The 15,279-nt window shown below is 63.2% G+C and carries 12 protein-coding genes and 3 pseudogenes; 7 read left to right on the plus strand and 8 right to left on the minus strand.

Annotated elements, in window-relative coordinates:
• Window positions 1–494: 494 nt before the first annotated feature.
• The 3 genes and pseudogenes from CR492_RS21260 to CR492_RS20610 form a co-directional block, all read left to right on the plus strand.
• Window positions 495–825 (plus strand): annotated as a pseudogene (locus CR492_RS21260) (IS3 family transposase); the annotation flags it as partial.
• A gap of 78 nt (window positions 826–903) precedes the next feature.
• Window positions 904–1,854 (plus strand): GlxA family transcriptional regulator, encoded by a 951-nt coding sequence (locus tag CR492_RS19545; protein ID WP_102845400.1) that lies wholly within the window; start codon window positions 904–906, stop codon window positions 1,852–1,854.
• An 82-nt stretch (window positions 1,855–1,936) separates the two neighbouring features.
• The gene (locus tag CR492_RS20610) at window positions 1,937–2,668 is read left to right on the plus strand and encodes an alpha/beta fold hydrolase (protein ID WP_146030343.1); all 732 of its coding nucleotides are present in this window, start codon (window positions 1,937–1,939) and stop codon (window positions 2,666–2,668) included.
• A 17-nt stretch (window positions 2,669–2,685) separates the two neighbouring features.
• On the opposite strand, the gene CR492_RS19560 is transcribed toward CR492_RS20610, so the two are convergent.
• From CR492_RS19560 to CR492_RS19590, 7 genes and pseudogenes are all read right to left on the minus strand, one after another.
• Complete coding sequence (locus tag CR492_RS19560; RefSeq protein ID WP_102845401.1) at window positions 2,686–3,954, minus strand: MFS transporter; 1,269 nt, start codon at window positions 3,952–3,954, stop codon at window positions 2,686–2,688.
• A gap of 63 nt (window positions 3,955–4,017) precedes the next feature.
• Window positions 4,018–4,776 carry an SDR family oxidoreductase gene (locus tag CR492_RS19565; RefSeq protein ID WP_102845408.1) on the minus strand — a complete coding sequence of 253 codons (759 nt, stop codon included), beginning with the start codon at window positions 4,774–4,776 and terminating at the stop codon, window positions 4,018–4,020.
• A gap of 204 nt (window positions 4,777–4,980) precedes the next feature.
• Window positions 4,981–5,793 (minus strand): alpha/beta fold hydrolase, encoded by an 813-nt coding sequence (locus CR492_RS19570; protein ID WP_102845402.1) that lies wholly within the window; start codon window positions 5,791–5,793, stop codon window positions 4,981–4,983.
• A gap of 139 nt (window positions 5,794–5,932) precedes the next feature.
• Window positions 5,933–6,418 (minus strand): annotated as a pseudogene (locus CR492_RS19575) (helix-turn-helix domain-containing protein); the annotation flags it as partial.
• Window positions 6,419–6,442: 24 nt separating this feature from the next.
• Window positions 6,443–7,777, minus strand: coding sequence for a c-type cytochrome (locus CR492_RS19580; RefSeq protein ID WP_102845403.1), 1,335 nt, complete (start codon window positions 7,775–7,777; stop codon window positions 6,443–6,445).
• A gap of 3 nt (window positions 7,778–7,780) precedes the next feature.
• Window positions 7,781–9,964: a xanthine dehydrogenase family protein molybdopterin-binding subunit gene (locus tag CR492_RS19585; RefSeq protein ID WP_102845404.1), complete on the minus strand. Its 2,184-nt coding sequence runs from the start codon at window positions 9,962–9,964 to the stop codon at window positions 7,781–7,783.
• Window positions 9,948–10,400 carry a (2Fe-2S)-binding protein gene (locus CR492_RS19590; protein WP_180982640.1) on the minus strand — a complete coding sequence of 151 codons (453 nt, stop codon included), beginning with the start codon at window positions 10,398–10,400 and terminating at the stop codon, window positions 9,948–9,950. Before CR492_RS19590 ends, CR492_RS19585 begins: the two co-directional genes overlap by 17 nt.
• A 515-nt stretch (window positions 10,401–10,915) precedes the next feature.
• Here CR492_RS19590 and CR492_RS19595 point away from each other — a divergent pair.
• The 4 genes and pseudogenes from CR492_RS19595 to CR492_RS21550 all read left to right on the plus strand — a co-directional run.
• Entirely contained in the window at window positions 10,916–11,770 is an 855-nt protein-coding gene (locus tag CR492_RS19595; protein WP_102845405.1) for an alpha/beta fold hydrolase, read from the plus strand.
• A 254-nt stretch (window positions 11,771–12,024) separates the two neighbouring features.
• The gene (locus CR492_RS19600; protein WP_102845406.1) at window positions 12,025–13,131 is read left to right on the plus strand and encodes a quinone oxidoreductase family protein; all 1,107 of its coding nucleotides are present in this window, start codon (window positions 12,025–12,027) and stop codon (window positions 13,129–13,131) included.
• A gap of 349 nt (window positions 13,132–13,480) precedes the next feature.
• Complete coding sequence (locus CR492_RS19605; protein WP_348626735.1) at window positions 13,481–14,458, plus strand: SLAC1 anion channel family protein; 978 nt, start codon at window positions 13,481–13,483, stop codon at window positions 14,456–14,458.
• Between the two features lie 519 nt (window positions 14,459–14,977).
• Window positions 14,978–15,106: pseudogene (locus CR492_RS21550) on the plus strand (DDE-type integrase/transposase/recombinase); the annotation flags it as partial.
• 43 nt (window positions 15,107–15,149) lie between these two features.
• On the opposite strand, the gene CR492_RS19620 reads toward CR492_RS21550, so the two are convergent.
• The coding region (locus CR492_RS19620) for an IS3 family transposase (RefSeq protein ID WP_146030260.1) at window positions 15,150–15,279 on the minus strand (130 nt) is incomplete at its 5' end.

The following is a 15,279-nucleotide window of genomic DNA, read 5'->3' on the forward strand; positions in this document are numbered from 1 at the left end:
AAGGCCAGATCACAAAGCTGAAGCTCGTGAAGCGCCAAATGTACGGACGGGCAAAACTCGATCTGCTCGAAGCCCGCCTTATCGGCGCATGTTGATCGACAGCTGCACCAAGAGTGCGTCAGAGCCCAATTCATGCTCCGAATTGTGAGAACCGGCTGCTGGGGTCCGATTTTTTGACAGGGAAACGGGCGTCGTCTGCGATTTCCGCTGCGCGTTCCCGAGCTGCTGTCACCTCATCGTATCAGATCAGCGACGAAGGCCGCGCCAATCTTCTTCCTGGGTCGCGCGCACATCGTTATGGACGAAATGAACGAGACGCGCGCGCTGACGGTTAAAGCGGCTTGGCTCCGTCGGCGATTTGCTTCAGGGAGGCCCGCCGGAAGTTTAGCCTTGAGGGCGTAGGTCAAACATCCGATGGTTATGCCGCAAACAAAGACAGCAAGACGCTTGCGGACGGTGGCGCTGATAAGGAGGAAGGCCGAAGTCTGACGATCGTTTCAGCGCCGGCGGCTGCGTCGCCCGAAATTTCGGAGCGTCCCCCGCCGTCACGTTCACGGCGCAAGACAAATTGCGTTTCCTTGCTGAGGCGGACCGCGCCGCGGGCGTCTCCGGGGCGATCGGCGCGATCGTGCGCCGCGAGGAGCTTTACTCGTCGTCCCTGACGGACTGGCGGCGTCAGCGCGCCTCCGGCGTCTTCGAAGCGCCAAGCCCTGCCGGGCGCGGCCCGAAACCGCCGTGCTAAACCCCTTAGCGGCGGAACTTGCCCGTTCACAGCAAGACAATGTCCGCTTGAAGAAGCGCCTGGAGCGCGCCGAAGCGATCATTACCTGCCATGGCGCGAATAGCATTTGCAGAATAAAAGCGACCGAATAGTCTTTAGCGTCAATTTGGGAAAGATATGCTATGCGGCAGGTTGGTCTGATTCTTGAGGACGGGTTCCAATTGATGGCGCTGGCGGCGCTTTCGGCTTTCGAACTCGCCAATACCGAACTCGGTAACGAAGGATATCAGCTGACCGTGCTGTCCGAGCGTGGCGGAACTATCCGGTCCTCTATGCACACGGCGATCGAGACCGTGGCCCTCGGCGTCATGCCCGATACGCTGATGGTTGCGGGGGCGCTCATACCCTCCCCCATCTCTCCGGGGTTGCGTGACTATATTGCGCGCGCCGGGAACGAGGCACGACGGGTTGCCGGCGTCTGCACAGGCGCATTCCTGCTGGCCGAAGCTGGTCTACTTGACGGTCGCACGGCCACCACCCACTGGGCTCATGCGCTGAACCTTAGGTCTCGATTTCCCAAAGTCACCGTGGATGATGACCGCATCTTCATCCGCGACGGCAATATCTGGACGTCGGCCGGAATGTCCTCGGCCATCGACCTTACGCTGGCGCTGATCGAGGAGGATCACGGGTCGGCGCTCTCGCGCTCTATCGCCCGCAGGCTGGTCGTTTACCATCGCCGCCCCGGTGGTCAGTCGCAATTCTCGGCCCTGCTGGAACTGGAGCCCCGATCCGACCGGGTGCAGCGCGCGCTGACCTATGCCCGCGAGAACCTTCGTAAACCTCTCTCGGTCGAGGAACTGGCCGAAGCAGCCAGCCTGTCGCCCCGTCAGTTCAGCCGGGTGTTTCGCGAGGAGACCGGACAGTCGCCCGCCAAGGCCATCGAGATGCTGCGCCTCGAGGCTGCACGCGTGATGCTTGAAGAGGGGCGGCATCCGATGGACATCGTGGCCCGCGATACCGGCTTTGGCGACCGCGACCGGATGCGCCGTGCCTTCCTGCGCAGCTGCGGCCAGCCGCCAGCCAGCCTGAAGCGCAGCCTCAAATTGATGGAAGACAGCACAGCGGCGTGACCGGATTTGCCGTATCTATGTCGCTTCAGTCGATCGTTCCACACGCTAACCTCCCTCCATTCCCACAGAGTGGAGAAATGACATGGAGCAGACTTCAGGTAACGGCCGGCTGGATACCAGCCACGGCCGCCTTGCCATCAGGGAGGACGGACCCGATGGCGGCATCCCCCTGATCCTGCTGCAGCGTTTTAGCGGAACAGTGGACGATTGGGATCCGGCATTGATCAAGGCCATATCGGCCGACCGGCGCGCCATCTGCCTCGACAGCGCAGGCATTGGCCGATCCGAAGGCCGCATGCCCGAAACGATTGCCGGAATGGCTGCAGCGGCGGCTGAGGTGATCGGCCGGCTGGGCTTCAAACATGCCGATGTCCTCGGCTGGTCGCTCGGCGGTGTCGTGGCGCAGCAACTGGCGCGGGATGCCCCTCACTTGTTAACCGGCATTGCCATGTGGACCTATCTCAACATGCCGTTTCTCCTGGCTTCGCCGGGCGTCATCAGCCGCCCCGCCGGCGAATGGCGGGAGAACGGTGAAACCTGGCAGCGCCTCGACGTGACGTTCCCGCCGGGAATCGCCACGCACAGCACCCTCCAGACGCTCTACATCGACGATGTCGGCCTGCTGAAGCGCCACGACTACAATGTCGAGATTGCCGGCAATACCCCCGGCGCCCACTATGTCGACGGCTACGTCGAGGCGCAGGGGCTCCTGTTCCCGACTGCGCGGCGCATCTATCCGCGCCAGCCCGACGGCTCCTCCCTGGCCGAGCCGCTGGTCGTGTCGATCGACCTGTCAGATATCCGTCTCGGCTGAACCGCGAATTGTTCCGCTTACGCGGCTTCGTCATCGGTCCGCATCGGGGCTGCATGGGCTGCCCGGCGCCGGTCGAGTGCGATGGCCACCAATTCGGCAAGCGCCGCCACAACGCCGATCGGCCAGATGCCGCCCGTTCCGATGATGCCGGCGCCGATCGCCGAGCCGATGGAAAAGCCGAGATACATGGTCGAGGTGTTGAGCGCGAGCGCGATGGACGCCTCGGAGGCCGGACCAGCCGCGATCAGCCGCGCCATCTGGGCGGGGAACAACGACCAGACGCTGAACCCCCAGACGACGACGGCAGCGAGGGCGACAGCGAGCGCGTCGGCCGGAGACAGCAGCGTCGCGGCCGCCAATACGGCGAAGGCGATGGACAGGGCGATCAGGGACCCCAGCACAACCCGGTCCGATCCGAAACGATCGTTCAGCGTGCCGCCGACGGTCACGCCGATCGCGGCGGCGATGCCCCACATCGAGACCGTCGCGCTGGTGCCTCCGGGTCCGAAATCCAGCACGGCCTTCAGGTAGGGGGCAATGTAGGGATAGGCGGTGAAGGCGCCGATCGCCCAGAACAGGCTGACGCCGAGGAGGCGAAGGATCGCGGGGCGCCGCACGACCCGGATCCTCTGCGAGAAGCTCGCGACCGGGACCGCGGAGCCGGTATCAGACCGGATGCCAAGTCGAATTCCGATGATGGCGACAAGTCCCATCATGGCTACGGCCAGAAACGTCGTCCGCCAGCCGAACGCATGTCCGACGACGGTGCCGAGTGGCAGGCCGAGCGCGATTGCGATCGTCATGCCGCCGCTGACGATGGCGAGCGCGCGTCCGCGCCGGCTCGCCGGGACGATGACCCCCGCCAGCGAGTTCGCCCCCGGAATGTAGAGTCCCGAGGCCACAGCCATCATGACGCGGGCGAGCATCAGCGTCGCGAAGGATGAGGAGTGCGCCGCGAGGAGGTTGCCGGCGGTGAAGATCGCCATGGCGAGCAGAAGCGTGTCGCGTCGCCTCATGCGCGCGGTAAGAACAGTGGATATGGGCGAGCTCACCGCCAGGACGAGTGTGAAAACGACGACAAGCAACGCCGTCGCCGACAGGCTCATTCCTAGATCATTGGCGATGGTCGGGAGAAGCGGCGCGATCATGAACCCTTCGGTTCCGATGGCGAAGGTGCCGAGCGCGAGGAACGCCGGCGGGAGAAGAGATCCCGATCCTGCCCGCGGCGCGCCGATGGGTGGAGTAGGTGCAACAGCCGCGGGAAATGGAGGCTTTTCCTGGATCATCGAAATTGCTCCGAATCCCGCGAGTGCCGCAATGCCGTGCTGGCGCGGCGGCGCTTCTCCGGTTCAGACTGGAATGGGGTTGGCGACCAGTCCAAGATTGAAACCATGGACGAGTTTGTGCTCGCCACTGCCGGGATTGTCCCGGAGCGCCCTGATCTCGTCGACGATCACCTCCTCCGCGCTGGTGGCGAGGCCGGCCATGGTTTTCTCGATGAACATGTCGAGAGGCATGGCGCGCGGATCGCCGCTCTTCTTGACGAGGTCCGTGTCGACCCATGGCGGAGCGATTTCCTGCACCGTGACGCTTGTGTCACGCAGCATGAAGCGCTGCGACATCGCGTAGGAATGGAGTGCGGCCTTGGTGGCCGAATAGACGGCCGTCGTCGCCAAGGGCACATATGCCAACACGGAGGTGTTGTGGATCACGGTCGCCCGAGGCTGCTTCTTGAGGTGCTCGATCAGTGCCGAGGTGAGCCGGATCGGCCCGAGCAGATTGGTGTCGATGAGCTTCCTGGATACAGCATCGTTGATCGTCCCGCCGGCGTCATCGAAGGGCATGATGCCTGCATTGTTGATCAGCACGTTCAGCGACGGATAGCTTTCCGTCAGGCGGGCAGCCACGCGGGATATGTCCTCGGGATCGGCGATGTCGAGTTCGACGCCGTCGATGCCGGGGTTTTCTGCGGCGACGGAGTCCAGCAATGCCTTGCGCCGGCCCGCGACGATGACCTTATTGCCGAGCCTGTGAAAGGCTTCCGCCAGACCCTTGCCGATGCCGGACGTGCCGCCCGTGATAAAAATCGTGTTGCCAGTCATCTGCATGATGATCACCTGAGTGTTGTCGCCGAGGGCGGGCATGCTCTGCGCCGCGCGGAGGCGACCCTCGCGCAGGGAATAGATATCTGAAACGTCATATATACGTCTATTTCAGCCATGACGGCCGAGGCGATGCCGGGGCCGACACGTGCGCGGGGAGCCGTTCTGCGTTCGCGGGTTCACGCGATCGCATTGCGCCGGGGGCAAGGTTCAGCCTTCGAGGAAACGGTCGATTTCGGCCGCGAAATCGTCGATGTACTGGAAAAGAAAGGCGTGGCCGGCATCAGGATAGAGGACCAGCTTGGCGTCCGTCGCCTGCTGGGCCAGCACGTAGGAACGATAGGTCGGTAACATCACGTCGTGGGCGCCGTTCGCGACCAGCATCGGCAACCGCAACTCTCTGGCGCGGTGCAGCACTCCGGGCCAGCTCGATATAGCCTCAATCTGCCCCATCAAGCTCGCGGCGCCGACCTCCGGCCCGCGCTCGGGCATCGATGCCAGCCGCGCGAGGGAGGCGCGACCGGCAGCAACAGCGCTCTCAGTCTCCGGATAGAAGAGGAAATCGTCCTCATCATTTTCCGGCTTCGTCATTATCTGGGGCACGCGCGGATGCTGCTGCGGTCCTTCCATCACGGCTCCGGGGCTCGATCCTGCAACGATGAGCCTGCGTACCAGGCGAGGAAAGTCGAGTGCGAATTGCTGGGCAACTACCCCGCCCAGGGACCACCCCAGAATATCGACCTGAGCGAGGTTCAAACCACGGATGAACTCGGCGGCCACTGCGGCATGGCCGGCGATCGTATCGGGAACCGCGCCTTCCGACCGGCCGATCCCGGCGCTGTCGAAACGGATGATCCTTCTGTCCTTGCAGATTTCGTCGATGAAAGCGGGATCCCAGTCATCCATGGTGCCGCGAAACCGCTGAAGCAGGAGGAGGGGCACGCCGCCGGGAGTACCGTCCTCGCGCCATGCCAGTCGTCCGAATGACGTGCAGAGCGACTTGATCCCAGAATTCACGGCCATGCCTGGCTCCCGAACGCAACCGAATTCGATCGAGGGAGGCTAGGCCCGTGACTCAGGGCCTGCCATGTCAAGAAAATGGCAATTCGGGTCATTGCTCCGTGAGATCAGTTCGTCCACGCGACGATTGTGGATAAGCTCATCATTTCCGACGTCGAGCGCCGACCTCGGCAGCGTCCTGCCGGTCGGTTGGACGAAGGTTGCGCCGGACGGTCTGTGGGGGATGACCGAAAAAGCGCAGGAAAGCCCGCCGCACCCAGTCGCGATCGGCAAAGCCGGTATCGCGCGCGACAGTATCCATGGGGTGTCGCCCCTCTTCCAGCATCACTGTCGCGGCCTCGAGACGCACCCGCTCGACTGCTTTTGCAGGAGACTGTCAGGTTTGCTCCCGCAACAGGCGTGAGAACTGTCTCGGGCTTGCCGCATCGGCGAGTTCTTCGACCGTCAGTGGATCACGGAGATTCTCCTTGGCAAAAATGAGGGCTCGTTTGATGCGATCAGAACGAGGTTCGAGCTCAAGAAGCGCCGAGAATTGCGACTATCCATCCCGACGGCGATGATGGACGCCGAGCCGGCGAGCGATAGAGGGTGACCGTGTTGCCGTTCGGGGGACTTCACAGGCAGCCAGGACCGCCCATCGACGCCGCTCTCCTCAGTTCGCATCGCGGAGCCGGGCGATGTCGGCGGCCATTAGCCTGGAGGGCTGGGCTCCGAAGCGGGCGGTGACATAATTGGTCACCGCCGCGATCTCGTCGTTCGAATAGACCTTGCCGAAACCCGGCATGTAGGGCCGGCGGGCCGTCGCTGCTCCCGACCCGTGAAGGATCATCAGGGCCACATTCGCGCCGCTGGGATCGTTAACGGCTCGTACGCCGGTCAGCTGCGCCTCCTCGCGTGCCGCGCCGGCGCCGGTCCAGGCGTGGCAGCTCGCGCAATTGCCTTCGACGATGCGCTTGCCGACCGGATTGTCGATTGCGGCGATCTGCGGCGTCGCGGGCGCCGGCCCCGCCGGCGCCGGGAGATCGCCCTTCACGGGGGGAACGCTGCGCAGATAGGTGACGATGGCGCCGATATCCGCGCCAGTGAGCTGCGAGAGGCTGAGTTCGACCGCCTCGCCCATCGGACCGGAGGCGACGCCGCGGCCGCGAGCGTGCCCGGTCGAGAGATAGGCAGCGAGTTCGTCGGGCCGCCAGTCACCGACGCCGCTGACCTTGTCTGTGGAAATATTGTAGGCGTTCCAGCCCTCGCCAGTGGCGCCGCCGAACTTGCGGCGCTGGTCGAGCGCCTGCATGAGGTTGCGTGGCGTATGGCACTCACCGCAGTGGCCCGCGGCCTCAACGAGATAGGCGCCGCGGTTCCACTCCGGCGATTTCTCCGGCGCCGGTCGGAAGCGCTCGTTCGGGTTGAACAGCGCCGACCAGATCGCCATCAGCCAGCGCTGGTTATACGGAAATCCGAAGGTGTTCGGCTTGTTGGCCTGCTTCACCGGCGGCAAGGAGAACAGATGCGCCTTGATCGCCAGAACGTCCTCATCGCTCAGCATGGTGTAGGAGGGGTAGGGGAAGGCAGGATAATAGTGCGAGCCGTCCGGCGCGATGCCGCGGTGCACGGCATCGAGGAATTGGGCGTCCGTCCAGTTGCCGATCCCGGTTTCGGGATCCGCAGTCAGGTTCGGTGTGTAGATCGTGCCGAAGGGCAACACGAAAGCTCGCCCCCCGGCAAAGGGCTTGCCGCCCGGAGCCGTGTGGCACGCCTGACAGTCGGCCATGGCGGTGATATAGGCCGCGCCCTTAGCGGCGTCGACGCCGGCGAATTCCGCAGGCGCGCCGGTCGGCGAGGGGCCCTGATAGGCGGTGAGCGGGACGGTCGATCCTCCTGCGAAGGCATAGGGCCCGGGCTGGAGCGCCATCCAACCCACAACGCCGAGCGCGGCGGCGCCTGCGACGACGACCAGTGCGGCGAGGGAGAGAAGGAGTTTCCGCTTCATGAATCAGACCGTCCGGGCAATGAGCGAGGCATCGAGCGGCATGCGCGTGAGCTGGACGCCGGTTGCGGCGAAGACCGCATTGGCCACGGCCGGCTGGACAATGACGGTGCCGGGTTCGCCGATGCCGCCGGACTTCTCGGAACTTGACAGCAGATCAACCTCGATCGTGGGCATCTCGTTGATTCGCAACAGCCGATAATCGTTGAAATTCGTCTGTTCGACGCGCCCGCCGGCAAAGGTGATCCGATTGTGCAGCACCGTCGCGACCCCGAAGACCACACCGCCCTGAATCTGGGCGACCACCGTGTCGGGATTGATGACGCGGCCGACATCCGCCGCCACGACGACCTTGGTGACGCGCACGTCGCCGCCATCCGTCACCGCGACGTCGGCGACGCAGGCAAGGTGGCTGCCGAAGGCATGCATCAGCGCCACGCCGCGCCCCCTCCGCGCCCCGAAAGGAGATGGATCGAGAGGCTTGCCCCAGCCGGCCTTCGCGGCGGCAGCGTCCAGCACGGCGCGGGCCCGAGGGGTTTTCTCCAGCATCAGGCACCGGAACGCCACCGGATCGGCGCCGGTCTTGCCTGCGATCAGATCCAGGAAGCTCTCGACGGAGAAGACAGTGCTGTTCGGGCCAACGCCGCGCCAGAAGGAAAACGGCACCGCGTTCTCGTGGCGGATATACTCGACCAGCATCTCGCCGAGCGCATAGGGCGGTTCGGCGGCGCCGTCGATCGCATCGCTGTCGACGCCGTCCTTGAAGGCCGGAGGCAGCCAGCGGGCCAGGATGGACGGACCCGTCACGCGATGCTGCCAAGCAATGATACGGCCACTCTCGACCCGAGCCTTCAGCCGGTTGTGATAGAGCGGCCGGAACATGTCCTGCCGGATGTCCTGCTCGCGCGACCAGATCACCTTGACTGGTCCCGACACCTTCTGCGCGATGCGTGTCGCCGTGACGATTGGAGCGGCCTCGAGCCGTCCGCCGAATCCGCCACCGATCAGGTGGTTGTAGACGGTGACCTTGTCGGGGGAGACGCCGAGCACCTGAGCCGCGCCGGCTTGAGCGTAGCCCGGCACCTGCGTCCCGACCCAGATCTCACAGCCGCCGTCATGCACATGCACCGTGCAATTCTGCGTCTCCATGGAGGTATGCGCGAGGAAGGGCAGCTCGTAGGTTGCATCGAAAAGTACGCCCGTCCCGAGCTTGCCCGGTGCGTCGCCCTCCTTGCGGACGGCAACGCCCGGTCCGGTCGACGCCTTCTCGGTATCCGCCCACAATTGCGCCTGATCTAACGCGGCATTGGGGCCGGGCGACCACATGATATCAAGGGCCCGCAAGCCCTGTTCCGCGATCCACGTATTGTCCCCAACAACCGCGACGATGTCCTCCAGCACCACCACCTGCCTCACACCGGGCATGGCCAGCGCAGGCGCCTCGTCGACATGCTCGACCTTGCCGCCGAGCACCGGCGCCGCCATCAGCGCGGCGAACTTCATGCCGGGCCGGATCACGTCGATGCCGTAGACCGTCTTGCCGACGACCTTGGCGGGCGTGTCGATGCGCCGGGCGCGGGTGCCGATCAGCCGGAACTGGTCTGGCGACTTGAGCGGGACGTCGGTGGGTGGCGGGAACTGGCCGGCGCGGTCCGCAACGTCGCCGTAGCGTAGCCTTCGCCCGCTGCCGGGATGGGTTATGACGCCGCGCTCCGTCACCAGTTCAGAAGCCGGCACGCTCCATTCGGCGGCGGCTGCCGACACGAGCATCGCACGCGCGGTCGCGCCGGCCTTGCGCAGTGGCTCACTCCAAGCCATGGTGGTGGTGGAACCGCCGGTCGCCTGAACGTAGAAGGTCGGGTGGCCGTAGTGCTCCCGATCCGGCGGCGCGTGGATCGCTTCGATCTGGTCGAGCCCGATGTCGAGTTCTTCGGCTAGGCACATGGCCTGCGAGGTGTAGACGCCCTGCCCCATCTCGACGGCGGGCATGACGAGCGATACGGGCCCCTGCGCCGGGATGTGGACGAACGCGTTCAGCGCGGCGCCGGCAGCCTGCGGTTCGCCCGCCCGTGCTCTCTTCGCCGGCAACGCGATGCCGAGAACGAGGCCGCCGAGTACGGCGGCCCCGCCGCGCAGAACGGAGCGCCGCGAGAGCGTACCGCCCCGTTGTTCCTCACGGTCGTGCAGCATGCTTGATCCCCTCGCGAATGCGGACATAGGTTCCGCAGCGGCAGAGATTGCCGGCCATCGCGGCGTCGATCGCGCCATCGTCGGGATCGGGATTGGCCGCGAGCAGTGCGGTGGCGGCCATGATCTGTCCGGGCTGGCAATAGCCGCACTGGACGACCTCGAGATCGAGCCACGCCTTCTGGACCCTGGCTCCGACGGGGGTATCGCCGACACCCTCGATGGTGGTGATCGCCCGCTGGCCGACCATGCCCACGAGCATCTGGCACGAGCGGACAGCAACACCGTCCACATGGACGGTGCAGACGCCGCATTGCGCAATGCCGCAGCCGAATTTCGTTCCGGTCAGCCCGAGTTCGTCACGTAGAACCCAAAGTAACGGCGTATCGGAGGCGGCGACGACCTCATACGTCTCGCCATTCACTGAAATGGTGCCCATGCGCATCGTCCCGAGCAAAAACCACAAACCCAGCCTAGGCCGGTTGGGGGTTCCGGGCGCAGGACAAATATAAGGCGATTTGGGACAAGTGGTCCGGGAACGAGCTGTAATGACGCGACGCCAGGAGGAGGGCCGGTTCGGTCCATCGCTGATGATTTACGGCTTTCCTCGATTGCCGACGGTTTTTGAGCTGAATTTGCGGAAGGGGAAAGCCGGAGGCTGGCGGCGGCAATGGCTACATCATCGATGCCGGCCATCCCATGCGCGCGCCACAAGTGGCCAACTTTCTCGCCGCTCATTGACTGGTTTTTACTTCGCCGTTGACAAAGATGACGAAAGCATTTTCCTACCCAAGCGCATTGGCCTGAGGCATAGCGGCCCTCGATGGCCGTATTCAGGACCACTCGCCCAACCTGCGCTTGGAATGGATTTCTGAAGCAATTTCAGCCGCAGGATCGCATTGCGCAATATGACGCATGCAAGATATGTTGAGCTTCGCCTAAAGGAGAGCCAAAATGTCCGGATCGGCTTCAACAACGCCGACGAAATTTGCCGAGCTCGGAGATAGGAATATCGCGTACAGAAAATTCGGCAACGGTACGCCGCTCGTTCTGAACGTCAGGTTCCGCGGAACACTCGACTCTTGGGATCCATTGTTTCTCGACGAACTCGCAAAGAATTTCGAGGTTGTGATCTTCGATTATACAGGCCTTGGAGCCTCCACCGGGACGCCCACTTACGACCGCGCGTCCCTGGTCAAGGATGCCAAGGACCTGATCGACTATCTGGGCTTCGAAAAGGTAATTATTGGCGGCTGGTCACTCGGTGGCGTTGTCGCACAGAAATTCACTACCACCCATCCCGGGAAGATCTCGCACACGATCCTAATCGGAACCGCACCTCCCGGAAAACCCGAGGTCAGCGGCGAGCGTCTGTTCATGGAAACGGCCATGCATCCGCACAACGGTCTGGAAGATCAAATCATACTCTTCTTCGAGCCCAATTCTGAACGGAGCAGGGAGGCCGCGCGCCTTTCGAGCGATCGCATCGCCAGCCGTGCATCGGATCGGTCGCCAGAGATTGCCGAGACCGTCTTCCTGAAACTGCTGAGCGAGGCCCAAGACAGGACCACGATCTATCCGGATCCTGATGGCTCGGAAATGGCGAAGCTCTCTTCTGGAGCAAACCCCGTCCTGGTAATCAGCGGCGATCACGACATCGCCTGCCCGATTGGAAATTGGCTGCCGCTGACATCCAAGTGGAAGTCACTTTACCTGATGACGATCCCGCAAGCCGGGCACGGCCCCCAGCATCAGGAACCTGTTTTTTGCGCGGAGACGATCGCATCTTTCGTGCGCAACACCCATTGAGCAGGCGCAGGTTGGCCCGCTCACGGCAGCGGGCAACCATTTCACCGCGGATCGACAGCCTGCTGATCATCAAGCAAAGGGCAACGCGCCATCGACCGCGCTGCCACAATAATGGGTTGGATAAGACAGGGTCAAACAACGACCTCCACGGCGCCGCCCGCGGCAAATCTGCTGATACGCAGAATGCGAGTAGTGAAGAATTCGAAGATAGTCCCGCCAGCGGCTGAATCGATACTCAAAGGTAAGCGCGAAACATGAGCAACATAGAAGCTAAAATTCCTGAATATTTCAATGGTGTTGGCTATGCAAAAGAAATGGCGGGCCTGCCTCTGCAAGCGATCCGGGTCCCTGTTCCAAAACCTGGCATTGACGAGGTGCTCATCCATGTCTTCGCATCGTCTCTGAACCCTCTGGAATATAAACTCGCCGAACTGAACTTCTTCGGAAGAACCCCGCCCGTCATTCTAGGTTTTGACATTGCGGGCGTAGTCGTCGCCACTGGCGCGCATGTGACCGGCTTGAAGGTGGGAGACGAGGTCACTGCCATGGCCGACTGTAACGGGAATGGCGGCTGGGCGGTCGGCGGAGAGGGCGGCTACGCCCTGGCGCGCGAATACCTTACGGTCAAGAAGCCGTTTTCTTTATCTTTTCGTGGCGCCGCAGTCTTGCCTATAGGTTTTTTGGCTGCCTTTCTCGGGCTCTATGGACACGTCAAGGAAGGTGACAGCGTTTACATCCCCGGCGGCGGGGGTGGCGTAGGCCACCTGGCAGTTCAAATGGCGCGCACCCTTGGAGCCTCGCTCGTGATCAGCAGCGGCGGCAACGCGGAGTCGAGGGCGCTTGCGCTCGCATCCGGTGCTCATGTGGTGTTGGATTATCGGGAGGATGACGTCGGCGCCAAAGTCATGGCCCTCACAGACGGTCGAGGCGTCGATGTCGTATTTGATCTAACATACAGCGAATCCAGCTTTGTTCAGACAGCCGAACTCGTTGCCAGAGGCGGCATTTGGGTCGTGCTCGGTGTTGGCCCCGGACGGACGACTCGGAGGGCCGTAACGGAAAGCCCTGTGAATGAGATATTGGAACGACGTGGCGCCGCATACGCGAACGCGAATGTCCTCCGTTTCTACACCGATCCGGCGACGCTGGACGACAAGGCAAAATCGCTTTTGCAGCTCGCGATGAAACTGTCGATGGAATGGGCTGAAAATTCGCTCGTGGTTCCGCATATCGGCAAAACAATAGGAAGCACAACAAGCGAGATAAATGAGGAGTTGCAGAATATGAAGTCCGGCAAGGCGCCGCTTGGAAAGATAGCCGTCATCGTGGACCTGCGCAGTGCTGGTACAGAACGAGCATGACAACAACTTACGGCAAACTACTGCTCAATTCCTCCTTAGCCCGCATGACGTATTCGTAGAGATATCGATAAATGAAAAGACGATGGCCGCTGGAGCTATTTGTACTTGTCACGGCAGACGCTGAGAACGGAACTGCCCCGGGGACGTTACGCCGCGCTTTACAATGGCCGAAATCGAAGGAAAGATTGCGCCGCTGCGGGCAAGGATCGCGGAATTCGAAACCCTCTCCGCGCCGAGCGCGGGGCGAGCGCCGGCGGGAGACGGTCGAATGGTAGACAATGTGTCCAAGCTGGGAGCCGCGGGGGCAACGGACGCTGGTCTGGCCGCTCGTGGCGGGAGCGCTGAAACAGTGGTTGCCTCGGCAGGCTGGCGCCGGCTCGACTATTTGCCGATCAGCCTGTTCGGCTCGGTCATGGGTCTGACCGGGCTTTCGGTCGCCTGGCGATTGGCAAGCGCCCGCTACGGCGCGCCGGATTGGGCGGCCGGATCGATCGGCGTGATGGCCATTGCGGCTTTCGTCGCACTGACGCTCGGCTATGCGGTGAAGCTGGTAACCGCGCCAGACGCGGTCTGGGCGGAGTTCCGCCATCCGATCGCCGGCAATCTGTTCGGAACGTTCCTCATCAGCTTGCTGCTTCTGCCGATCGCCATAGCCCCGTACGCCATACCGCTGGCGCAGGCAATGTGGGGCACCGGCGCGATCGGGATGCTGATGTTCGCCTGGATCATCGTCAACCGCTGGATGAGCGACCGGCAGCAGATTACCCATGCGACGCCGGCGTGGATCGTCCCGGTCGTCGGCATGCTCGATTTGCCGCTCGCCATCCCCTCGCTCGGCCTGCCGCCGCTGCATGGGGTGATGGTGCTGGGGCTGGCGGTCGGGCTATTCTTCGCCGTGCCACTGTTCACGTTGATATTCTCCCGTCTCGTCTTCGAACCGCCGATGCCTGACGCGCTGCAGCCGACATTGCTTATCCTCGTCGCGCCCTTCGCAGTCGGCTTCTCGGCCTATGTCGCGACCACAGGGCAGGTCGACCTTTTCGCGCAGTCGCTTTACGTTCTGACGCTGTTCATGCTGGCGATCCTAGTCGGCCGGCTCGGCTGGCTAGGCGGCTGCTGCCCGTTCAAGGTGTCGTGGTGGGCGGTGAGCTTCCCGCTCGCCGCTTCGGCGATCGCGGCGCTCCGCTTCGCCGCGGCCGAGCCCGGCTTGATCACCGATGCGATTGCGCTGCTATTGCTGGCGCTGGCGAGCGTGACCATTGCCGGGCTGCTCGTCCGCACGCTGATCGGCGTCATTCGCGGCGACTTGCGCAGGCTCAGCACTTGACGGAGGTGTAGGGTTCCTCACGAGCAAAAACGGACTCACGCGATGGGCGCGATCAGCACCATCACTATCCCGGGCCCATCGCTGTAGCGAAGGAGGACTGTATGACGCTGAAGTGTGGTTTCATCGCGAACCACCGTTCGATCTGGCAAATGTCTGGTCAAGGTTGGGCATGGCTCGGCGAAGCGCGGGGCGTCTCCCGTTCTGGCTTTCACGCCTGGCTCACACGAGGTCCCAGCGTACGCGCGTTGGCGGAAGAAGCGTTGACGCGGAGGTGAGGTCGAGCTTTGGCGCATGCGCGCGAACCTACGGGCGGCGCGTCTGGAAGACGTTTTGGCGACGGCGTATGTTGCGGACTGCACAAAATTGCACAAAGTCGAGCGGCTGGTGCGGGGGCAGGGTCTGCGGGCTCGTCCCCGTCGGCGCGCCCTGCCGAAGGACGAAGGTAAGCGCCTCGTGTCCACAGTCGCGCCAAATGTGCTCAATCGCCAATTCACGGCGGAGCGGCCAAATTAAAAATGGATTGCCGATATCACCCATGCCCGGACAGCCGAAGGCTGGCTCTACGTCGCCGCCGTGATCGATCTTTTTTCCCGCTGTGTCGTCGGCTGGCCGATGAAGGCCGAGACGACGGCTCAGCTCGTCGCCGACGCTCTCTGGACTTGCCCCGGTTTAGTGGAGAGGCAAACGGTCGTCAGTTTGCTGCTCGCTCGAACTGAGCGGGGCTCCTATAGCCGAGCGCCGAGTGGCGCCGGATCGGATTGTAGAAGCCGTCGATATAGCGGGCAATGGCGGTGGTCGCGTCCTGGCGGGTCAGGAAGACG

Origin of the sequence: Methylocella silvestris, assembly GCF_002891535.1 — a bacterium.
Lineage (GTDB): Bacteria > Pseudomonadota > Alphaproteobacteria > Rhizobiales > Beijerinckiaceae > Methylocapsa > Methylocapsa silvestris_A.